This is a genomic window from Thalassococcus arenae, assembly GCF_019104745.1.
GTDB classification, from domain to species: Bacteria; Pseudomonadota; Alphaproteobacteria; order Rhodobacterales; family Rhodobacteraceae; genus Thalassococcus_B; species Thalassococcus_B arenae.
Window position 1 is genome coordinate 1,634,087 of the sequence record NZ_JAHRWL010000001.1, and the last position, 20,304, is coordinate 1,654,390.

Annotated in this window: 29 protein-coding genes; 16 read left to right on the top strand and 13 right to left on the bottom strand. The window is 64.7% G+C overall.

Going from position 1 to position 20,304, the window contains the following annotated elements:
• Window positions 1-17: 17 nt before the first annotated feature.
• The 11 genes from trmD to ffh form a co-directional block, all read right to left on the bottom strand.
• Complete coding sequence (gene trmD / locus KUH32_RS08005) at window positions 18-815, bottom strand: tRNA (guanosine(37)-N1)-methyltransferase TrmD (protein WP_217777511.1); 798 nt, start codon at window positions 813-815, stop codon at window positions 18-20.
• Between the two features lie 103 nt (window positions 816-918).
• Entirely contained in the window at window positions 919-1,425 is a 507-nt protein-coding gene (gene rimM / locus KUH32_RS08010; RefSeq protein WP_217777512.1) for a ribosome maturation factor RimM, read from the bottom strand.
• A 217-nt stretch (window positions 1,426-1,642) separates the two neighbouring features.
• Complete coding sequence (gene rpsP / locus KUH32_RS08015; RefSeq protein ID WP_217777513.1) at window positions 1,643-2,038, bottom strand: 30S ribosomal protein S16; 396 nt, start codon at window positions 2,036-2,038, stop codon at window positions 1,643-1,645.
• A gap of 52 nt (window positions 2,039-2,090) precedes the next feature.
• Complete coding sequence (locus KUH32_RS08020; RefSeq protein WP_254899006.1) at window positions 2,091-2,393, bottom strand: chorismate mutase; 303 nt, start codon at window positions 2,391-2,393, stop codon at window positions 2,091-2,093.
• Window positions 2,386-2,991: a GNAT family N-acetyltransferase gene (locus KUH32_RS08025; RefSeq protein WP_217777514.1), complete on the bottom strand. Its 606-nt coding sequence runs from the start codon at window positions 2,989-2,991 to the stop codon at window positions 2,386-2,388. Before KUH32_RS08025 ends, KUH32_RS08020 begins: the two co-directional genes overlap by 8 nt.
• Entirely contained in the window at window positions 2,991-3,569 is a 579-nt protein-coding gene (locus tag KUH32_RS08030) for a GNAT family N-acetyltransferase (protein WP_217777515.1), read from the bottom strand. Before KUH32_RS08030 ends, KUH32_RS08025 begins: the two co-directional genes overlap by 1 nt.
• Entirely contained in the window at window positions 3,566-4,096 is a 531-nt protein-coding gene (locus KUH32_RS08035) for a GNAT family N-acetyltransferase (protein ID WP_217777516.1), read from the bottom strand. The genes KUH32_RS08030 and KUH32_RS08035 overlap by 4 nt, the downstream gene beginning before the upstream one ends.
• Window positions 4,093-4,620 carry a GNAT family N-acetyltransferase gene (locus tag KUH32_RS08040; protein ID WP_217777517.1) on the bottom strand — a complete coding sequence of 176 codons (528 nt, stop codon included), beginning with the start codon at window positions 4,618-4,620 and terminating at the stop codon, window positions 4,093-4,095. Before KUH32_RS08040 ends, KUH32_RS08035 begins: the two co-directional genes overlap by 4 nt.
• Entirely contained in the window at window positions 4,617-5,147 is a 531-nt protein-coding gene (locus KUH32_RS08045) for a GNAT family N-acetyltransferase (RefSeq protein ID WP_217777518.1), read from the bottom strand. The genes KUH32_RS08040 and KUH32_RS08045 overlap by 4 nt, the downstream gene beginning before the upstream one ends.
• On the bottom strand, window positions 5,144-5,677 hold the full coding sequence (locus KUH32_RS08050) for a GNAT family N-acetyltransferase (protein WP_217777519.1): 534 nt from the start codon (window positions 5,675-5,677) through the stop codon (window positions 5,144-5,146). Before KUH32_RS08050 ends, KUH32_RS08045 begins: the two co-directional genes overlap by 4 nt.
• A 6-nt stretch (window positions 5,678-5,683) precedes the next feature.
• Window positions 5,684-7,180 carry a signal recognition particle protein gene (gene ffh, locus KUH32_RS08055; protein ID WP_217777520.1) on the bottom strand — a complete coding sequence of 499 codons (1,497 nt, stop codon included), beginning with the start codon at window positions 7,178-7,180 and terminating at the stop codon, window positions 5,684-5,686.
• Window positions 7,181-7,495: 315 nt separating this feature from the next.
• On the opposite strand from ffh, the gene KUH32_RS08060 reads away from it, so the two are divergent.
• Window positions 7,496-8,371, top strand: a complete 876-nt coding sequence (locus KUH32_RS08060) for a LysR family transcriptional regulator (RefSeq protein ID WP_217777521.1) — start codon at window positions 7,496-7,498, stop codon at window positions 8,369-8,371.
• Here KUH32_RS08060 and KUH32_RS08065 read toward each other — a convergent pair.
• Window positions 8,368-8,730 carry an ArsR/SmtB family transcription factor gene (locus KUH32_RS08065; protein WP_217777522.1) on the bottom strand — a complete coding sequence of 121 codons (363 nt, stop codon included), beginning with the start codon at window positions 8,728-8,730 and terminating at the stop codon, window positions 8,368-8,370. The two genes, KUH32_RS08060 and KUH32_RS08065, sit on opposite strands and share 4 nt — an antisense overlap.
• A 228-nt stretch (window positions 8,731-8,958) precedes the next feature.
• On the opposite strand from KUH32_RS08065, the gene KUH32_RS08070 reads away from it, so the two are divergent.
• The 6 genes from KUH32_RS08070 (at window position 8,959) to KUH32_RS08095 (ending at window position 12,541) form a co-directional block, all read left to right on the top strand.
• Window positions 8,959-9,300 (top strand): AtpZ/AtpI family protein, encoded by a 342-nt coding sequence (locus KUH32_RS08070; RefSeq protein WP_217777523.1) that lies wholly within the window; start codon window positions 8,959-8,961, stop codon window positions 9,298-9,300.
• Entirely contained in the window at window positions 9,290-10,042 is a 753-nt protein-coding gene (locus KUH32_RS08075; protein ID WP_217777524.1) for a F0F1 ATP synthase subunit A, read from the top strand. The genes KUH32_RS08070 and KUH32_RS08075 overlap by 11 nt, the downstream gene beginning before the upstream one ends.
• 67 nt (window positions 10,043-10,109) lie before the next feature.
• A complete protein-coding gene (locus KUH32_RS08080) occupies window positions 10,110-10,334 on the top strand; it encodes a F0F1 ATP synthase subunit C (RefSeq protein WP_005981269.1) in 225 nt (74 codons plus the stop codon).
• Between the two features lie 88 nt (window positions 10,335-10,422).
• The gene (locus tag KUH32_RS08085; RefSeq protein WP_217777525.1) at window positions 10,423-10,986 is read left to right on the top strand and encodes a F0F1 ATP synthase subunit B'; all 564 of its coding nucleotides are present in this window, start codon (window positions 10,423-10,425) and stop codon (window positions 10,984-10,986) included.
• A 4-nt stretch (window positions 10,987-10,990) separates the two neighbouring features.
• On the top strand, window positions 10,991-11,554 hold the full coding sequence (locus KUH32_RS08090) for a F0F1 ATP synthase subunit B (protein WP_217777526.1): 564 nt from the start codon (window positions 10,991-10,993) through the stop codon (window positions 11,552-11,554).
• 177 nt (window positions 11,555-11,731) lie between these two features.
• Complete coding sequence (locus tag KUH32_RS08095) at window positions 11,732-12,541, top strand: division plane positioning ATPase MipZ (RefSeq protein WP_217777527.1); 810 nt, start codon at window positions 11,732-11,734, stop codon at window positions 12,539-12,541.
• On the opposite strand, the gene KUH32_RS08100 is transcribed toward KUH32_RS08095, so the two are convergent.
• Window positions 12,531-12,983, bottom strand: a complete 453-nt coding sequence (locus KUH32_RS08100; protein WP_217777528.1) for a MarR family winged helix-turn-helix transcriptional regulator — start codon at window positions 12,981-12,983, stop codon at window positions 12,531-12,533. The two genes, KUH32_RS08095 and KUH32_RS08100, sit on opposite strands and share 11 nt — an antisense overlap.
• A 75-nt stretch (window positions 12,984-13,058) precedes the next feature.
• On the opposite strand from KUH32_RS08100, the gene hmgA reads away from it, so the two are divergent.
• From hmgA to KUH32_RS08145, 9 genes are all read left to right on the top strand, one after another.
• On the top strand, window positions 13,059-14,420 hold the full coding sequence (hmgA, locus tag KUH32_RS08105; protein WP_217777529.1) for a homogentisate 1,2-dioxygenase: 1,362 nt from the start codon (window positions 13,059-13,061) through the stop codon (window positions 14,418-14,420).
• Window positions 14,420-14,593 (top strand): hypothetical protein, encoded by a 174-nt coding sequence (locus KUH32_RS08110; RefSeq protein WP_217777530.1) that lies wholly within the window; start codon window positions 14,420-14,422, stop codon window positions 14,591-14,593. The genes hmgA and KUH32_RS08110 overlap by 1 nt, the downstream gene beginning before the upstream one ends.
• Window positions 14,594-14,606: 13 nt before the next feature.
• Window positions 14,607-15,245, top strand: a complete 639-nt coding sequence (gene maiA / locus KUH32_RS08115) for a maleylacetoacetate isomerase (RefSeq protein WP_217777531.1) — start codon at window positions 14,607-14,609, stop codon at window positions 15,243-15,245.
• Between the two features lie 12 nt (window positions 15,246-15,257).
• A complete protein-coding gene (fahA, locus tag KUH32_RS08120) occupies window positions 15,258-16,514 on the top strand; it encodes a fumarylacetoacetase (protein WP_217777532.1) in 1,257 nt (418 codons plus the stop codon).
• 70 nt (window positions 16,515-16,584) lie between these two features.
• Entirely contained in the window at window positions 16,585-17,535 is a 951-nt protein-coding gene (locus tag KUH32_RS08125; protein WP_217777533.1) for an MBL fold metallo-hydrolase, read from the top strand.
• Window positions 17,532-17,732, top strand: coding sequence for a hypothetical protein (locus KUH32_RS08130; protein WP_217777534.1), 201 nt, complete (start codon window positions 17,532-17,534; stop codon window positions 17,730-17,732). Before KUH32_RS08125 ends, KUH32_RS08130 begins: the two co-directional genes overlap by 4 nt.
• Window position 17,733: 1 nt before the next feature.
• Window positions 17,734-19,329 (top strand): FAD-dependent oxidoreductase, encoded by a 1,596-nt coding sequence (locus tag KUH32_RS08135; protein WP_217777535.1) that lies wholly within the window; start codon window positions 17,734-17,736, stop codon window positions 19,327-19,329.
• Window positions 19,326-19,526 carry a DUF2783 domain-containing protein gene (locus tag KUH32_RS08140; RefSeq protein WP_217777536.1) on the top strand — a complete coding sequence of 67 codons (201 nt, stop codon included), beginning with the start codon at window positions 19,326-19,328 and terminating at the stop codon, window positions 19,524-19,526. Before KUH32_RS08135 ends, KUH32_RS08140 begins: the two co-directional genes overlap by 4 nt.
• Window positions 19,523-20,290 (top strand): HpcH/HpaI aldolase family protein, encoded by a 768-nt coding sequence (locus KUH32_RS08145; RefSeq protein WP_217777537.1) that lies wholly within the window; start codon window positions 19,523-19,525, stop codon window positions 20,288-20,290. Before KUH32_RS08140 ends, KUH32_RS08145 begins: the two co-directional genes overlap by 4 nt.
• Window positions 20,291-20,304 lie beyond the last annotated feature (14 nt).

A 20,304-nucleotide genomic window follows, 5' to 3' on the forward strand; every position in this document is an offset into this window, starting at 1 on the left:
GCACGCGGCGGCGGTTGTCAGTCCTCCGCGCCGCCGTTCTTTTCCAGCAGGTCAGGCCGCCTGTCGCGGGTCAGCGCGCGGGCCTGTTCCCGGCGCCAGGCCGAGATCGCGGCGTGGTTGCCCGACAGCAGGATGTCCGGGATAGGCCGGCCGCGCCACGCCGCCGGCCGGGTATATTGCGGATGCTCGAGCAACCCATCGGAAAAGCTTTCCTCCTGGGTCGAGTCGGCGTTTCCCAGAACGCCCGGCAGCAACCGCACGGTCGCGTCCAGCACCGCCTGGGCTGCCAGTTCTCCGCCGGTCAGGACGTAGTCGCCGATGGACAGTTCTTCGATGTCGTAATGGTCGATGACGCGCTGATCCAGGCCTTCGAACCGGCCACATATCATCACGATGCCGGGCGCCGCGGCGAAGCGCCGGGCGGTGGCCTGATCGAATGGCTTGCCGCGCGGAGACAGGTAGACCAGGGGGGCACCGCGCGGCGCACGCCCAAGCGCGGTGTCGACCGCCCGTCCCATGACATCGGCGCGCAGCACCATGCCCGCGCCGCCACCGGCCGGCGTGTCATCGACATTGCGGTGACGCCCTTCGCCGTAATCTCGCAACGCGACAGTCGACAGTTGCCAGACCCCGTCTTTCAGCGCCTTGCCGGTCAACGACAGCCCCAGGATGCCGGGAAACGCCTCGGGGAACAGCGTGATCACCTGCGCCGACCAGGCCCGCGCCAGTTCCGGTACCGCCGACATCAGGTCGCGCGGAACCGCCGAAGCGCGGATCGTCTTGCGACCATGCGATTTCGCCGGGCTATCGGTCATCTGTCGGGCCTTCTCTCTTGCGTCGTGGCTGACCGGGCGATCGCCATGTCCGGCGCTCTCCGACCCGTTCGGGTCGCTTTTCTTTCAGAGGTGGGAAGGGCGTTCATTCGAACGATCCCGCCGGGGGATCGGCGACGATCCGGCCCTTGGCCAGGTCGATGGTCGGGACCGCGGCGATCGTGAACGGCAACAGCACGGTGCGGCTTTGACCCGGCACCAGTATCTCCAGCAGGTCCGAGGCGCCGTGGTTCAGCACCGCCTTGACAGTACCGAGCACCGCCCCGCCGGTATCGACGACCTCGAGCCCGATCAGGTCGGCGTGATAGTATTCGTCGTCGGGCAGCGAGGGAAGGCGTTCGCGCGGGACAAAAAGCCGGACACCCTTGAGGGCATCGGCCTGCTCGCGCGTCGCGACACCGGACAACCGCGCCGCGAAGCCGCCCTTGATCTCGCGGGTGATTTCGACCTCGAAGGTCTTGCTTCCGTCTTCGGTCGACAACGGCGCATAGTCCGCCAAAGCCGCGGGTTCGGCGGTAAAGCTTTTCAGCCGAACCTCGCCTTGGACGCCGAACGCGCCCGCGATGGCGCCGACACAAACCAGTTCAGCCATCCCGACGATCTCCGATCATGCACATTCTGTCTGCCGACCAGGTCCCACCCGCCTGTGCGCAATCCTGAGCGCGCCTGCCGCGTTCCGTGAGCGCGCCGGCCAGAAAGGCCAGCGCGACCAGGAAGGCAAGGCGAAACAGACGGAACATGGGCTGCCCGGGCGATAAGGGGCTTCGGCGACGGGGTGGGCCCGCCGCCGAAGCGCGCAACGCGGCGGTTTATTCCGCTGCGGCGTCTTCCTCGGCCGGGGCTTCCTCGGCCGGCGCCTCGGTGGCCTTCGCGGCCTTCGCCGCCTTGGCTTCGGCGCGTTCCTGCGCCGCCTTGCCCGGGGCGCCTTTCTGCGGGTTGTTGCGTTCCTTCTTCTCGATCACGCCGGCGGCCTCGAGGAAACGCGACACCCGGTCTGTCGGCTGCGCGCCCTGACCCAGCCAGTACTGGATACGCTCGAGGTCCATCTTGACCCGGTCCTCGCTGTCCTTGGGAAGCTGCGGATTGTACGAGCCCAGCTTCTCGATGAAGCGGCCGTCGCGGGGCATGCGGCTATCGGCGGCCACGATGCGATAGAAGGGACGCTTTTTCGAGCCGCCGCGGGCCAGTCTGATCTTCATTGCCATTTGGGTTTCTCCTTTGGATGGCTGGATGTGCGGTGCGCAGGAACTGCACACCTTACGTTTGGTGTTGCTTGTGGTGCTGGATGACTTCCTGAATGACGAAATTCAGGAACTTTGTGGCGAATTCCGGGTCCAGATCGGCCTGGAGCGCCAGGTCCTGTAGCCGCGCGATCTGTTGTTCCTCGCGCGCGGGGTCGGATGGGGGCAGGTCGTGCTGCGCCTTGAGCACGCCAACGGCCTGGGTGTGCTTGAAACGTTCGGCCAGCGTGAACACGAGGATCGCGTCCAGCCGGTCGATGCTGTCCCTGTGGTCGTGCAGCAGCTTGGCCGCGCGGGCGATGGTATCGGGGTCAATCAAGGGCCCAGCCTTTCGGTTTGAAGAGCGGATCGCGGTAATGGGCGATTTCCATGTCGATGCCGTGCGCCAGCTGCGTTCCGCGCAGCGCTTCGGGAGAAGGATGGCGGTAGACCGCGTCGTTGCCATCGACACTGGCGGCGTCGTGGTCCTTTCGCGCGCCCAGCCGTTCGGCCAGCCGGATCGAGTCGAGATCCTTGGGGTCGAGATAGCTGACGGCGCCTTCCCAGCCGCGGTCGTCATAGAAATGCCGGCGCACTCGGTTGGTGGCCTCGAGCGCGAAACCGTTGCCGTGGTGGTTCGGCCAGATGATCCAGGCGATCTCGCGTTCGGGCCATTTGGCGGGGAACCAGCCGCCTGCCATGCCCACGGTTTCGCCGGTCTCGCGCAGGTGGACCATCCACATGCCGAAACCGCGGATTTCCCAATGGCCGATCTCGGCGGCATACAGCATCCAGGTTTCGTAGGCATTCAGCGGCCCACCCATGAATCGCGACCGGTAGGACGCGAAGGTGGCCTTGAAATCGGGGTAGTTCTCGGGTTCGGGTCCGCGCAGCACCAGCCGGGGCGTTTCGAGAACGGGAATGTCGCGATGTCCCATCAGGCGTCCTCCGGGTTCGGGGCGTGGTGTCGGAACACCAGCGTGCCGTCACCCAGCCGCGCCTCGCAGGCACGGTCGCGCTCTGCGCCCGAGCGGTTCATGAGCGCGATGCAACGGGTGTTTTCGGGGTCGACAAAGGATGCGACGCTGGTCCAGCGCAGGTTGTCGAACGTGTAGCTGCGAGCGGCTTCGAGCGCCTCGAGCGCGATACCTTGACCCTCGGCGGTTTCGGTCAGGAAGATTCCCAGCTCGGCTTCGGGATCGTCGTATTCGTAGCCGACCAGGACGAAACCCGCACTGGGTTGGGTCTGCGCATCGATGGTCCAGAGACCGTGGCCATGCAGCATCCACAACGCCGTGTAGCCGGCGAAATCGGTCCAGGCGGCTTCGCGGCTGAAGGGGCCACCCATGTGTTGCGCCCGGTCCGAACACAGGATCTCGGCAAAGGCGTCGAAATCGTAGATGCGCGGACCGCGCAATTGCAGGCGCGGCGTGTCGATCACCGGCACCTTGCCGCCCAGACGGGCGGCGGTCCGGGCTCCGGGGCCGGGTCGGTGCTGTTCGACGGGGGCAGTCATGCGCCGACCTCCACCGGGTCCGGGTGACGGAATATCTGGCCGGGTGTGTCCAGCAGCACGATGTCGCGCTCGTACCGCGCTCCCAGCCGCCGCGCCAGCGCGACGGACCGGGAGTTTTCCGGCACGACCATCGAGATCAGCGGACCCAACCCGTGTTCGCGCCAAGCCCAGCTGCGCACGGCGACGGCGGCTTCGAAAGCATAGCCCTGACCTTCGAACCCGTCGAAAAGCTGCCAGCCCAGTTCCGGTTCCGGCCACATCTCGTGTTCCACGACGCCCACCCGGCCGGCCAGTGCACCGCTTTCGCGGTGTTCGAGCGTGAAAAAGCCGTAGCCGCGCAACGCCCAATGGCCCATCACCGCCAGAAAGGCGCGCCATGCGGCGAAACGGTCGGCGGTGGGTCCGCCCACATAGGCCGAGCGTTCGGAGGACATGAAGGCCAGAACGGCCTCGAAATCCTCTTCGCGCGGGCCGCGCAGGATCAAGCGATCGGTTCGAAGCTCCGGAAAGCGGATGATGGTGCTCATGCCAACGCCTCCGGTCCGGGATGGCGAAACAACATGTCCTCGCCCATCGTGACGTTGTGATAGGTGCGCTCGTAGGTGGCACCCAGCCGCTGGGCCAGCGCGACCGAGCGCGCATTGCCCGGTACGATGTTCGACGTCAGCGTGGTCATGCCCAGATCGTCATAGGCCCAACGGCGGGCGCGGGCCGCGGCCTCGTAGGCGATGCCCCGGCCTTCGAAGCCGTCGAAGACAACCCAGCCGACCTCGGGTTCGGGCCAGCCCTCGGGGTTCCAGATGCCCGACAGACCGACCGGCTGCCCGGTCTCTTTCAAAGTCACGGTGAAATAGCCGTAGCCGTGGATGTGCCAATGCCCGACATTCAGCGCGAACCAGCGCCAGGCATCGCCGCGGTTGTCGTAGGCGCCGAACCCGGCGGCGCGGTCGCGATCCATCAGGAAGGCGATGACCGGTTCGGCATCCTGCGGTTCGGGACCGCGCAGGATCAACCGCTCTGTTTCAAGGCGCGGGGCGTTGGTCAGGGTCATGCCGCGGCCCTTTCCGACAAGACATAGATGTCGCGGGCCACGCCGTCGGGCAGGGTTTCGCGCCGGTCGCGGCGTCCGCCGCAACGCTGCGCAAGCCGGTTTGCCAATGCCCGGGCCGGGGCGTTTTCGTCGCGCATCATGGTTTCGACCCGGGACCAGTTCAGCACGTCGTGCGCCCAGTCGATAACCGCAAGGCTGGCCTCGGTCGCCACACCGGTGCCACGCACCGCCGGCATGAGCCACCATGTCAGCTCGGGGGTCGGCCATCCCTTTGGCAGGTAAAGCCCCGTCCCGCCCTGGAACTGCCCGGTGTTGCGCGCTTCTATGAGAAACATGCCAAAGCCGTGGCGCGCCCAATGGTCGATGTCGCGGCGCAGGATCGCATCCACCTCGGCGGCATCGCGTCCGCCGCGATACCCGCCAACCGTCAGATCCGAGACCGCGTAGAATGCGTCGTAGCAGGCGCGGTCCGCCGATGACGGCACGCGCAGGACAAGACGGTCGGTGGTCAGAAGGTGCGTGGTCATGCATACGCCTCCGAGTTGCCGTCGGCGTCGGGGCGGTGGCGATAAACGACGGTCTCGTCGTGCGTTTCACCATCGGGCAGGGCGGCGTCGGGGTCGTGTTCGGCACCAAGCCGTTCGGCCAGTGCGATGGATCGTCCGTTCGACGGATCGATATAGGAGACCAGCGTGTCGAAGCTGCGGGCCCAGGCCCAGTCAAGCACGGCCACGGCGGCTTCGGTCGCATAGCCCTTGCCTTCGCCATCGGCGAGCAGGGTCCAGCCGATCTCGGGTTCGGGAAAATGCGGCGGTCTGAGAATGCCGACCTGTCCGACAAAGGTGCCGTCACGGGTCTCGATGCCCCAGGCGCCGTGGCCCATCAGGTCCCACATCGCGACCTCGGACGCGAGCCAACGCCACGCCTGCTTGCGCGGGATCGGCCCACCCATGTGCCGCGCCCGGTCGGACGCGAACAGGTCGCACAGCGCATCGAGGTCGGCCATCGTGTGGCCGCGCAGGCGCAGGCGAGGGGTATCGATCACGGGGGCGGGCATGTCAGATCACTTCTTCTTGCCGAACCCCGACAGGCCCGGCGGCAGCGCCGCGCCACCCAGGCCCGGCATCCCGCCGGCGCCGCCCAGTTGCTTGGCCGCGGCTTCCAGCGCCTTGGGGTCCATGCCCTGCGCCATTTCAGGCGGCAGTCCGCCCTTGCCGAACATGCCGCGCATGGCCTGTTTCAGCATTCCGCCTTTGCCCATCTTGCCCATCTTCTTCATCATGTCCGACATCTGCCGCTGCATCTTGAGCAGCTTGTTGAGGTCGGACACTTCCATCCCCGAACCGGCCGCGATGCGTTTCTTGCGGCTGGCCTGCAGGATCTGCGGGTTGGCGCGTTCCACCTTGGTCATGGAGTTGATGAGCGCGATCTGCTGGCGCAGGATCTTGTCGTCGATGCCGGCGCCTTCCATCTGCTTGGCCATCTTCCCCATGCCGGGCATCATCGACATCATGCCCTCCATGCCGCCCATCTTGATCATCTGTTCCAGCTGCATCTTGAGGTCGTTCATGTTGAACTGACCCTTCTGGAAGCGCTTCATCATGCGCTCGGCCTGTTCGGCCTCGAGCGTCTGTTGCGCCTTTTCCACGAGGCTGACGATGTCGCCCATGCCCAGGATGCGTCCGGCGATGCGCTCGGGCTCGAAGGTTTCGAGCGCGTCCATCTTTTCGCCGAGGCCGACGAACTTGATCGGCTTGCCGGTGATCGCGCGCATCGACAGGGCCGCGCCGCCGCGGCCGTCGCCGTCCATGCGCGTCAGCACCACGCCCGAGATGCCGATGCGTTCGTCGAAATTCTCGGCCGTGTGCACCGCGTCCTGGCCGGTCAGGCCATCGACCACCAGCAGCGTTTCGCGCGGATTGACCACGTCGCGCACCGCCTCGACCTGGGCCATCAGCTCGTCGTCGATCGACAGCCGACCGGCGGTGTCCAGCATGTAGACGTCATAGCCGCCCAGCGATGCCTGCGTCTTGGCGCGCTTGGTGATCGTCACCGGATCTTCGCCCTTGACGATGGGCAACGTGTCGACGCCGATCTGCTGGCCGAGGATGGCCAGCTGTTCCATCGCGGCGGGGCGGTTGACGTCCAGCGAGGCCATCAGGACCTTTTTGCCGTCACGTTCCTTGAGCCGCTTGGCCAGCTTGGCGGTCGTCGTCGTCTTGCCGCCGCCCTGCAGGCCGACCATCAGGATCGGTGCAGGCGGATTGTCGATGCGCAGCGCGCCCGGCTCGCCTTCGCCGCGCAACACCTCGATCAGTTCGTCATGGACGATCTTGACCACCTGTTGGCCCGGCGTCACCGATTTGGTCACCGCCTGGCCGGTCGCCTTTTTCTCGACTGCCTTGATGAAGTTGCGCGCGACCGGCAGCGACACGTCGGCCTCGAGCAGGGCGACGCGCACTTCGCGCAGGGCGGTCTTCACATCGTCCTCGGTCAGTGCACCTTGCTTGGTCAGCCGGTCGAACACGCTGCCGAGGCGTTCGGATAGATTCTCAAACATGCCGCGGCCTCCTTCGCCGGTTTCGGGTTCGCCGGTTCAATCTAGGAACCGGCGGCGCAATGCACAAACGCCCCCGTGGGCGCGACGCGCTGACGGAGGGCGATCCCGGGCAGGGCCCATGGGACCGGAAGCGATACACTTCCGGGTGTTGCAGCGCGGGTAGGCGATGTCGCGCCCGGAGTCAAGGATCCGGAATCCAGGATATCGCGGTGCGGGGTGGTTGCGATTGCCCCTTGGCCCCATATCGGGGCTGTGTTTGTCTTTGTCCCGGACGTGTCCACGCGCCGCGGGCGGGCACACAGATTGGAGAACCGATTGGAAAACTGGGACGAGATCAAGACGGCCTACCAGGTCGCGCGGCACGGCACAGTCAGTGGTGCGGCCGAGGTTCTGGGTGTCCACCACGCCACGGTGATCAGGCATATCGACGCTTTGGAGAAACAGCTCGGCGTCAAGTTGTTCCAGCGTCATCCGCGCGGCTATACCGCGACCGAAGCGGGCATCGACCTGCTGCGAGTGGCGCAGACGACCGACGACCAGTTCCAGCAATTGGCCAGCCGCATCCGCGGACGCGGTGCCGAGGTGTCGGGCGATCTGCTGATCACCTCGCTGGTGGCGTTCGCGCCGATGATGGTCGAGGCGCTGGCCAGCTTCCAGAAAGCGCATCCCGACGTCACCGTGCGCTATCTGACCGGCGATCGACTGTTTCGTCTCGAATACGGCGAAGCGCATGTGGCGCTGCGCGCCGGATCGGTGCCGGAGGAGCCGGACAACGTCGTGCAGCCCTTTGCCCGAGAGAAGATCGCGCTATACGCCAGCCGGGCCTATGTCGAGGCACATGGCAAGCCGGACGGCCTGGCGGCGATGGTCGATCACCGGTTCGTCGGTCCCGACAATCTCGAGACGCGGGCGCCGTTCATGCGCTGGCTGATCGCCCATGTTCCGGCCGAGCGCATCACGTTTCGCGCCTCGGATTCGCGCGTGCTGGAGCAGGCGGTTCTGGCCGGTGCCGGGATCGGGTTTTTCAGCGTGCGCGAGGCAGAGCAGTGCCCAGACCTCGTGCAGATCATGCCGCCGCAGGAAGACTGGACCGCACCGCTTTGGCTGGTCACGCATGTCGACCTGCACCGCACCGCCAAGGTCCAGGCCTTCCTGGCCCATCTCAAGGAGCATTCGGCGATCTTCGACTAGCGTTCGTTCGCCGCCGGTTCCGTGAAGATCGGGTCGGGTTCGTCAAGTTCCTGCTGCAGAAACCGTTCGAACGCATCCAGGTTGACCGCCTCGAATTGGCCGAAACTCTGCATCCAGATACTGGCGTCGCGAAGCGCGTCCGGTTCCAGCTTGCACCATTTCACCCGGCCGCGCTTTTCCTGGCTGATCAGTCCGGCGCGCGTGAGGATCGTCAGGTGCTTGGAGATCGCGGCAAGCGACATCTCGAACGGTTCGGCGACGTCTGTTACCGCCATATCGTCCTCGAGCAGCATCGACAGGATCTGCCGGCGTGTCGGATCGGCCAGCGCGGCAAAGACGGTATCGAGATCGCGGCTCATGCTGCGGTTAAGCCGGTATGGCGGAAAAACTCAACCAGTTAGTTGAATAACGGAATTGCCGTGAATTGGCATCAGGCCGCGGCGTACCGATTGCCGCACCTTGGGGAGCGGCGGGGAAAATACATCTTTATCAGATGGTTATGCCCCTGCCTGTGGTGAGCCGCGTCGTATTGACTCGTGCCGACCCGCCGCGTAGCACAGGCCGGAACTCCAAACGGAGCATCTTGGGTGAGCGATCCCGATCTCGACAGCAAGCTGACCGAGCTTGAGCGCAAGATCGAAGCGGCGAAAACCGCGCGCGACGTCACGAAGGCGCACCAGGAGGAGCATTATTCCCAGGCTCAGTTGGCCTGGCGGATGGTGACGGAAATGGTGGCCGGTCTGGGGATCGGCTTTGGCATCGGATACGGGCTGGACGTGCTGTTTGGCACCACACCGTTTCTCATGGTGCTGTTCACATTGCTGGGGATCGCCGCGGGCATCAACGTGATGCTGCGCAGCGCGGCCGAGATCCAGAAGGCGCAAGAGGCCCGGCAGAAGGGCAACGAAGGGGACGCAGATGGCGAGTGACGCGAAAGCCGAAGGTGGTCTTGTCTTTCACCCGATGGATCAGTTCATCGTCGAACCGCTGTTCGGCGACGGTCCGGTGGGCGCGTTTACCATCACCAACGTGACGCTTTGGCTGTTCCTGGCGGTTCTGGCGGTTGCCGGGCTGATGATCGTGGGCACGTCGCGCCGCGCCATCATCCCGTCGCGCAGCCAGTCGATCGCAGAACTGGCCTACGGTTTCGTCCACAAGATGGTCGAGGATGTGGCGGGCAAGGACGGGCTCAAGTTCTTTCCCTACATCATGACGCTGTTCATGTTCATCGTCTTCGCCAACTTCCTGGGCCTGATCCCGATGAGCTTTACCACCACGTCGCATTTCGCGGTGTCGGTCGTGCTGGCACTCGCGGTTTTCCTGACCGTGACCATCGTCGGTTTCGTCAAGAACGGCGCGGCCTTCCTGGGCCTGTTCTGGGTGTCGTCCGCGCCGCTGCCGCTGCGGCCGGTCCTGGCGCTGATCGAGGTGATTTCCTATTTCGTGCGCCCGGTCAGCCATTCCATCCGTCTTGCCGGCAACCTGATGGCCGGTCACGCGGTTCTCAAGGTCTTCGCCGGTTTCGCGGCGATCGCGGCGGTATCGCCGCTGTCGGTCCTGGCGATCACGGCGATCTACGGGCTCGAGGTGCTGGTGGCCTTCATCCAGGCCTATGTCTTCACCATCCTGACCTGCGTGTATCTCAAGGACGCATTGCACCCGCATCACTAGGTTGCGGTGCGCAGATGCTGCGCACCCCACGACAAATCATCAACTTCCAATCGTAAGGAGAATTCACATGGAAGGCGATCTCGCACATATCGGCGCAGGCCTCGCAGCAATCGGTTCCGGCGCTGCCGCCATCGGGGTGGGCAACGTGGCCGGCAACTTCCTGGCCGGCGCTCTGCGCAACCCCTCCGCGGCTGCTTCGCAGACCGCCACCCTGTTCATCGGCATCGCCTTCGCAGAAGCACTGGGCATCTTTGCCTTCCTCGTGTCGCTGCTGCTGATGTTCGCCGTCTAAGACGCGCTACTCTGAATCCTTACGCGCGGGCGGCGCCGTCATAAGACGGCCCGCCCGATGGTGAGACACCCGTCCCAAGGAGGACACCATGGCGACCGAGACAACCGGAGCCGCAGAAGGCGCTGCAACGGCCAGCAGTTGCGTCGATGCCGGTGGCAGCGCCATCGGGATGCCGCAGCTTTGCTTCGACTGGTGGCCGAACCAGATCGTCTGGCTGGTCATCGCGCTGGTGGCGATCTTCTTCATCCTGTCCCGCGTGGCCCTGCCGCGCATCGCGTCGGTCCTTGCCGAACGCCAGGGCACGATCACAAACGATATCACCGCTGCCGAAGAGCTGAAGCAGAAGGCTGCCGATGCGGAAGCGGCGTACAACAAGGCGTTGGCGGACGCACGAACCGAGGCGCAGGCCATCGCGCAAAAGACCCGTGACGAAATCAAGGGCGATCTCGACGATGCGCTGGCCAAGGCCGATGCCGAAATCGCCGCCAAGGCGGCCGAGTCGGAAAAGGCGATCGCCGATATCCGCGCGTCGGCCATGGCCAATGTCGAAATCGTTGCCAAGGACACCGCCGAGGCCATCGTCGCGGCACTTGGTGGAAAGACCGACGCCAAGGCGATCGCCGCCGCCGTCGGCAACCGGATCAAGGGGTGACACGATGCGCAACGTAACCCTACCCGCCATCGCCGCGACCCTGTTCGCCAGCCCCGCGCTGGCCGCCAAGGGGCCGTTCTTTTCGCTGGGCAACACCGATTTCGTGGTGCTTCTGGGTTTCCTGCTGTTCCTTGGCGTGCTGGCCTATTTCAAGGTGCCCGGACTGCTGGGCGGGATGCTGGACAAGCGTGCCGAAGGCATCCGGAACGATCTGGACGAGGCCCGCAAGCTGCGTGAAGAAGCCCAGGCTCTGCTGGCCAGCTACGAGCGCAAATCCCGCGAGGTCCAGGACCAGGCCGGGCGGATCGTGGCTCAGGCCAAGGAGGAGGCCGAGCTGGCGGCGGACCAAGCCCGGGCAGAATTGCAGAAATCCATCGCCCGCCGTCTGGCGGCGGCCGAGGATCAGATCAAGTCGGCCGAAGCGTCTGCCGTTAAGGACGTGCGCGACCGCGCCGCAACCGTGGCTGTGATGGCTGCGCGCGATGTGGTCGCCGCGCAGATGACGGCCAAGGATGCCGGAAAACTGATCGACGACTCGATCGCCGAGGTCGGTGCGCGTCTGAACTGACCGTATTCCCGGTCGCGAATAGGGCCCGGTCGGCTGCGACCGGGCCTTTTTCGTCGCATCGCGCGGCAATCTGATACCGGGCGGCGCAGCAGGGTTTTCTTGCAAACCGCCACAAGATACAGTTGAAGCCAACAACCCGCAGCAGAACATGTGGGAAATCGGGCAAGGGACACTGCGATGGCGCATATCATCGTGATCGGTAACGAAAAGGGCGGCGCGGGCAAATCGACCGTGTCGATGCATGTCGCGACCGCTTTGGCGCGCATGGGTCACAGGGTGGGGGCGCTGGATCTCGACCTGCGCCAGCGCACGCTGGGCCGTTACATGGACAACCGCCGCAATTACCTGGACAAGGCCGGTATCGATTTGCCCAGCCCGTTCTACATGGACCTGCCCTCGGTCGATGAGACGACCCTCGCGCCCGGCGAAAACGCCTATGACCACCGGCTGTCGCGGGCCGTTGCAGATCTCGAGGCGCGCTCGGATTTCGTTCTGATCGATTGCCCGGGCTCGCATACCCGGCTGAGCCAGGTGGCGCATTCGCTGGCCGACACGCTGGTCACACCGCTCAACGACAGTTTCGTCGATTTCGACCTGCTGGCGCGGATCGACAGCGACGGCGACAAGATCCAGGGGCCGTCCGTCTATTCCGAGATGGTCTGGAACGCCCGGCAATTGCGGGCGCAGGCCGGTTTGGCGCCGATCGACTGGGTGGTGCTGCGCAATCGGCTTGGGGCGCAGGCGATGGTCAACAAGGCCAAGATGGAAAAGGCGTTGGAACGGTTGTCCAAGCGCATCGGCTTTCGCATCGCGCCGGGCTTTTCCGAACGGGTGATCTTTCGCGAGTTGTTCCCGCGCGGATTGACGCTGCTGGACCTCAAGGATGTCGGCGTCAAGCAGTTGAACATCTCGAACGTGGCCGCACGTCAGGAATTGCGCGACCTGGTCAAGGCGCTGAAACTGCCCGGCGTGACGGTCAAGTTCTGATCGCGGCCTGCCCGGCTGTTTCGATCCGGCGCAAGAGATCGCGCAGAAGTGCGCGTTCATCCGTGCTCAGCGCCGCAGTCAAGTCACCCTCGTAGCGTTCGGCAACCGCGAACAGATCGTCGTAGACGCGGCGACCATTGGGGGTCAGCGACAGGTTTTCGACCCTGCGATCGGCCTCGTCCCTCTTCCGGGTCAGAAACCGCTGCGCTTCCAGACGTGACACCGCGCGGCTGATCTTTGTCTTGTGAATACCGGCCCGCGCTCCGATCTCGCGCGCGGTCATCGAGCCGTATAGGCCGAGGTGGAACAGAACCCGCCACTCGGTGCGCAGCATTCCGTACCGTTCGCGGTAAACCTTCTGAAATCCGAGGCTCGCCGCCTCGGCGGCCTGGTTCAACCGATACGGCAGAAATTCCTGCAGGTCGAATGCGCCTTTTTCCATCGCGCCCTTGTCCGTTCCGTTGTTAGTTACAAAATCAACTATTACAGACGAACCCAGCGAACAAGGGAGGCCGCGATGAACCGTCAGACCCACCCGACCGGCATGCTGCAGGCGCCGTCGGTCGCCGGCCCGCATGCCGGGTACATGCCCGGCTTCGGCAATGATTTCGAAACCGAGGCGCTGCCCGGCGCCCTGCCGCAGGGCATGAACAGTCCGCAGAAATGCAATTACGGCCTCTATGGGGAACAATTGTCGGGCACGGCCTTTACCGCGCCCAGCCACCAGAACGAACGCACCTGGTGCTACCGCATCCGGCCTTCGGTCAAGCATTCGCATCGGTACGCCAGGACCGATCTGCCCTATTGGAAATCCGCGCCGCATGTCGACCCGGACGTGATCTCTCTGGGCCAGTACCGCTGGGATCCGGTGCCGCATTCCGAACAGCCGCTGACCTGGCTGACCGGCATGCGCACGATGACCACCGCCGGAGACGTCAACATCCAGATCGGCATGGCCAGCCATATCTACCTGGTGACGCAATCGATGCAGGATGCGTATTTCTATTCCGCCGACAGCGAATTGCTGGTGGTCCCACAGGAAGGCCGGCTGCGGTTCTGTACCGAGCTGGGGATCATCGATCTGGAGCCCAAGGAAATCGCCATCCTGCCGCGCGGGCTGCTCTACCGCGTCGAGGTGCTGGAAGGGCCGTGCCGCGGTTTCGTCTGCGAGAATTACGGCCAGAAATTCGAGCTGCCGGGCCGCGGCCCGATCGGCGCCAATTGCATGGCGAACCGGCGCGATTTCAAGACGCCCGTCGCGGCCTTCGAGGATCGCGAGGTGCCGTCCACCGTCACCGTCAAATGGTGCGGCCAGTTTCACGAAACCCGGATTGGGCACAGCCCGCTGGACGTGGTGGCCTGGCATGGCAACTACGCGCCGGTGAAATACGACCTGCGCACCTATTGCCCGGTCGGCGCGATCCTGTTCGACCACCCCGACCCGTCGATCTTCACTGTTCTGACGGCACCGTCAGGCGTGCCGGGCACCGCCAATATCGACTTTGTCCTGTTCCGCGAACGCTGGATGGTGGCCGAGGACACGTTCCGCCCGCCCTGGTACCACAAGAACGTCATGTCCGAGCTGATGGGCAACATCTATGGCCAATACGACGCCAAGCCGCAGGGCTTTGTTCCCGGCGGAATGAGCCTGCACAACATGATGTTGCCGCACGGCCCGGACAAGGGCGCCTTTGAGGGCGCGTCGAATGCCGAACTGGCGCCGCACAAGCTCGATAACACCATGTCCTTCATGTTCGAAACCCGCTTTCCCCAGCACCTGACGCGTTTCGCCGCGCAGGAGGCGCCCCTGCAGGACGACTACATCGATTGCTGGACGGACCTCGAAAAGAAGTTCGACGGCTCGCCGGGCAAAAAGTGATGGACGTCCTCGGTTACCTCTTTGTCGCCTTCCTGTGCCTCGTCTTCGGCGCCATCGGCTATGCTTGGTGGCAGAAATTCGTGCATGATCGACCTGACCGCTATGGCAAGGGCCGGGGCCACGACCTGCGGGGACCCGAACGCGGCCAATGGGATCGGCACGACGAACGATGAGGGGCGGGTAGCGATGATCCTCTATTCCTACTGGCGCTCGACCACGTCGCTGCGGGTTCGCGCGGCGATGAACCTCAAGGGGTTGGATTATGCGATCCGGCCGGTCAACCTGCTGGAGGGCGGGCAAAAGGCGCCGGATTACGTCGCGTTGAACCCGGGCGCGGGGGTGCCGACGCTGGTTCTGGACGACGGCACGGTTCTGACCCAGTCAATGGCGATCCTCGAATGGCTGGACGAGGTCTATCCCGACCCGCCGCTGTTGCCCCGGCATCCGCTGGAACGCGCGCGCGTTCGCGCTGCGGCGGATGTCTTTGCCGCCGATGTGCATCCGGTGAACAACCTGCGCGTTGTCATGCATCTGAAGTCGCTCGGACATGGTCCGGACGCGTGCCGGGACTGGATGCACCACTGGATGATCGCCGGGTTCGCGGCTTTTCAGGCGATGATCCGCCCGGACACGCGGTTCTGCTTTGGCGACAGCGTGACACAGGCCGATCTGTGCCTGGTCGCGCAGATGGTCAACGCGGTGCGGTGGGGTGTCGACATGGCGCCGTTCGCGCGGCTGACCGCCATCGACGCCGCCGCCCGCGCCTTGCCGCCGATCGCCGCCGCTTTGCTCGAAACGCAACCGGACGCCGTTGGACAGGATTGAAAGGAAACACCCATGCCACTTGCCAGAAGCTGGGTCGAAAGCGCCAACGATCCCAAAACCGACTTCCCTCTGAACAATCTCCCCTATGGCGTGTTCTCGAGCACCGGTCTCGACCCGCGGTGCGGCGTCGCGATCGGCGACAGCATTCTCGATTGCCGGGCAGCGGAAGAAGCCGGGCTGATCGACCTGGGGCATGGTCCGGTTTTCGATGTGCCGTTCTGGAACGAAGTGATGGAGCAAGGTCCGGAAGCCTGGGGCGCGTTGCGTGCCCGGCTTACGGCCCTGTTGGGCGCAGACAGCACCGAACGGGACACCGTCGCGCCGCTTTTGGTGCCGATGGAAAAGGTCCGGATGCACATGCCGTTCCTCGTCTCCGAATTCACCGATTTCTACGCTGGCCGCCACCACGCCACCAATGTCGGCACAATGTTCCGGGGCCCGGAAAACGCCCTGCCGCCGAACTGGCTGCACATCCCCATCGGCTATAACGGCAGGGCCTCTTCGGTCGTGGTGTCCGGCACCCCGGTGCGGCGGCCCTGGGGGCAACTGAAAGGGCCGGACGATGCCGCACCCCGCTTCGCCCCCTGCGCGCGTTTCGATCTCGAGCTCGAAATGGGCGCCATCGTCGGCACCGCTTCGGACGGGCCGGTGACGCTGGACGAGGCCGATGCGATGATCTTCGGCTACGTCCTGCTGAACGACTGGTCGGCGCGCGACATCCAGGCCTGGGAATACCAGCCGCTGGGGCCGTTCCAGGCCAAGGCCACCGCCACGACGATCAGCCCCTGGATCGTGACCAGGGCCGCTCTGGAACCGTTCCGTTGCGACACCCCCCCGCGCGAGGTGCCTTTGCTGCCGCACCTGCAGGATACCGGCCCGATGCTCTACGACATCGATCTCGAAATCGACCTCGCCCCGTCCGGCAAGGCGGCTACCACCATCGCGCGCACGAATTACGGCGAGATGTACTATTCCGCGGCTCAGCAACTGGCGCACCACACCACGTCCGGTTGCCCGATGAATGTCGGCGACCTGCTGGGGTCAGGCACGATATCGGGCCCCGAAAAGCACCAGCGCGGCAGCCTGCTGGAATTGAGCTGGGGCGGCAAGGAGCCGATCACGCTGGACAGCGGCGAGACGCGGTCGTTCCTCGAGGATGGCGACACGCTGACGCTGCGCGGCGCGGCACAGGGCGACGGCTATCGCATCGGCTTCGGCGCCTGTGCCGGCACCGTCTTGCCTGCGCTGCAAGATCCTTACGACCGCTGACCCTTCTTCTCTTTCGAAAATACGCAGACGCGCCAATTGCCAAGCGGCGCACCGACCGGAAGGACCGACCATGGACAAAACCTTTGCCTCTGCCGGCGACATGACGGAAAAGACGACAAGCTTCACCGAGATCGGCGCTGGTCTTTACGCCTTCACCGCCCAGGGCGACCCGAATTCCGGGGTGATCGTCGGCGATGAAAGCGTGATGATCGTCGAGGCACAGGCCACGCCGCGGCTGGCGCGCAAGGTGATCGATTGCGTCCGGTCCGTCACCGACAAGCCGATCAGCCACCTGGTGCTGACCCATTACCACGCCGTCCGGGTGCTGGGTGCCTCGGCCTATGGCGCGCCGCAGATCCTGATGTCGGATGCCGCCCGCGCCATGGTGGTCGAACGCGGGCAGGAGGATTGGGACAGCGAATTCGCCCGTTTTCCACGTCTTTTCCAGGGGCACGAGGAAATCCCCGGCCTGACCTGGCCGACAACAACCTTCAGCGGCCGGATGTCGGTCTATCTGGGCAGGCGGCGCGTTGACCTGATGCAACTGGGTCGGGCGCATACAGCGGGCGACATCGTCATCCACGTGCCCGACCAGAACGTGATGTTCACCGGTGACATCGTCGAATACCATTCGGCCTGCTATTGCGGCGACGGCCACTTGCAGGATTGGCCGGGTACGTTGAACAACATCCGCGAGATGCAACCCGACGCCATCGCGCCGGGGCGTGGCGATGCGCTGGTGGGGGCGCAGATGGTGAGCCGGGCGCTGGAAAACACCGCCGATTTCGTGACGTCGACCTACCGGTCGGTCGCACGGATCGCGCAGGGCGGCGGGTCGCTGAAGGAGGCGATGGCAGCCTGCCGGGCAGTCTGCGACCCGAAATTCGCCGACTACGCCATTTACGAGCACTGCCTGCCGTTCAACGTCGCACGGGCCTATGACGAGGCGTTGGGCATCGATACCCCGCGCATCTGGACCGCCGAGCGCGACGCGCAGATGTGGGAGTCGTTGCAGGGATGAAGGGGCCTGATCGTTCCGAACTGATCTTCCGTCTCGTCTTCAGCCTCTGCGGACTGGTGTTGTTGGGCGTGGCGCTGGCGGTGCGCGGCATCCCGCAGGGCCCTGCGCTGTTCGAGGTCGTGGGCGTGGCGGGGCTGTTCTTTGGTGGCACCGCCATCTGGACCATCCGCAAGCTGATGAAGTCGAAAGGCGACTGACATGGCCTACGAATACAAGCCGTTTCCCTATATCCCACCGCCCGGCCTGACCGCTTCGGAACCGCGCCACCCGGCGGCCATCGTCGGCGCAGGGCCGATCGGGCTGGCGCTGGCGATCGACCTCGCGCTGAAGGGCATCCGGGCGGTCGTGCTGGACGACAACGATGTCGTCTCGGTCGGATCGCGCGCGATCTGCTGGGCCAAGCGGACGCTGGAGATCTTCGACCGGCTGGGTGTCGGTGAGCGGATGCTGGCCAAGGGCGTGACCTGGAAGGTCGGGCGGAACTTCCACGGGGCGGACGAAATCTACAACTTCGATCTCTTGCCCGAGCAAGGGCACAAATACCCGGCCTTCATCAACTTGCAGCAATACTACGTCGAGCAATACCTGGTCGAACGCGCGCAGGCGCTAGGCGTTGATCTGCGTTTCAGGAACACGGTCACCGGTCATGTCAGCCGGGACGATCACGTGGCCTTGTCCGTCCAGACGCCGGATGGGTCTTATACGCTCGAAGCGGAGTATCTTTGCGCGTGCGACGGGGCGAAATCCCCTACCCGAGAGAGAATGGGATTGGCCTTCGAAGGCCAGACCTTTGACGAACACTTTCTGATCGTTGATGTCGAGATGCCCGAAAGCCCGTTCGGCACCGACACACCCGAACGCTGGTTCTGGTTCCGCCCGCCGTTTCACCCCGGCCAATCGGCGCTGTTGCACAAGCAGCCCGACAACATCTACCGCATCGATCTGCAGTTGGGACCGGACACCGATCCGGCCGAGGAAGCGACCGAGGAAAAAGTGCTTCCGCGGCTCAAGGCAATCGTCGGCGACAAGCCTTTCAGGCTGGACTGGATGAGCGTCTACAAGTTCCGCTGCGCGCGGTTGGAGCGGTTCCTGCACGGTCGGGTCATCTTCGTCGGAGACAGCGCGCATGTCGTGTCGCCATTTGGCGCGCGTGGCGGAAACGGCGGCATACAAGATGTCGACAACCTTGGCTGGAAGCTGGCTGCAGTGCTTCTGGGCGAGGCAGAGCACACGCTTTTGCAGAGTTACGACGCCGAGCGCGGGTATGCTTCGGACGAGAATATCCTGCACTCTACCCGCGCCACGAATTTCATGACGCCGAAATCACCGGTCGAAGCGATGTTCCGCGACGAAGTTCTGCGCATGGCGCATGACCATTCGTTCGCACGGCGTTTGGTCAATTCCGGACGCCTGTCGCTTCCGTGTTCGCTGGCCGGGTTCGGTCTGCAGACACCCGGTTCCGGGCCGCTTGCCCCGGGACACGCGATGGTGGATGCGCCCCTGACGGACGGTTGGCTGATCGAGAAGGTCCAGGGACGGTTCGTTCTGGTGGGCTTCGGTGAAGTGGCGCTACCGGACGTGCCGGGGCTGGACCGTCTAGGCGTCGGCGCGGTCGCGGGATATCCGTGCGTATCGCCCGAAGGATCGCTTGCGTTCGACCGTTACGGCGCAGGATACGCCTATCTCTTTCGCCCGGATGGCCATATCGCAGCCGTGTTCGACAAGCCGACGCGCGACACCGTCGAACAGGCGTTGAACCGCGCGTTGGGCAAGGTAGACAGGATGGCGGCATGACGCAGGATGACAGGCTTGGCGCCGATGGTGACGCGATCTACGCCGCGCTTGTGGCGGCGCACGCGGGACTGGACGAAGCGGCCAGTCACCGGTTGAACGCGCGGCTCGTGTTGATGCTGGCGAACCATATCGGCCAGGCCAGCGACGTGCTAAGGCTGATCGCCGATGCAAAGGCATATGACGAGGTTGCGGAATGAGCGCCCCCAGGAACCGCCTCAAGGCGCTGTTGGCCGAAGGCCGTACGACCTTTGGTCTTTGGTCGGCATTGGCCGATCCCTACCTGTCCGAGATCGTCGCGCGCGCCGGCTTCGACTGGGTGCTGATCGACGGCGAACACGGGCCATACGATCTCAAGGCGATGATCCAGCAAGCGCAGGTGACCGAACCCTATGCCGCGCCGGTTGTGCGCCTGCCGATGGCCGAACCCTGGCTGATCAAGCAGGTTCTGGACGGCGGCATTCAAAGCCTGCTGATCCCGATGGTGAACTCGGCCGACGAGGCCCGCGCGATCGTCCGTGCGATGCGCTACCCGCCCCATGGTATCCGCGGCATGGGCCATGTGCTGGGCCGTGCGTCGGTCTTCGGCGCCGCGTCGGACTATGTGAATACCGTGCAGGACGAACTGTGCCTGATCGTGCAGATCGAAAGCAGAGCAGGTCTGGCTGCGCTGGACGAGATCTGCGCGGTCGATGGTGTGGACTGTGTCTTTGTCGGACCGGCAGATCTGGCCGCCGATCTGGGCAAGCCGTTCGACGGGCCCGAGATGCGCGAAATCGTCGACACCGCTTTGCGGCGCATCGTCGAACTGGGCAAACCGGCGGGGATCATCGACGTGCCGAACGATTGCATCCAGCGTCACCTGGATTCCGGGGCGACATTCGTCGGCGTCGGCGCCGATGTGGTGATCCTGTCGCAGGTGCTGCGCGATCTGGCAGGGAAATGGAAAGGCCGGGCCAACTGACCCGGCCTTTCGCT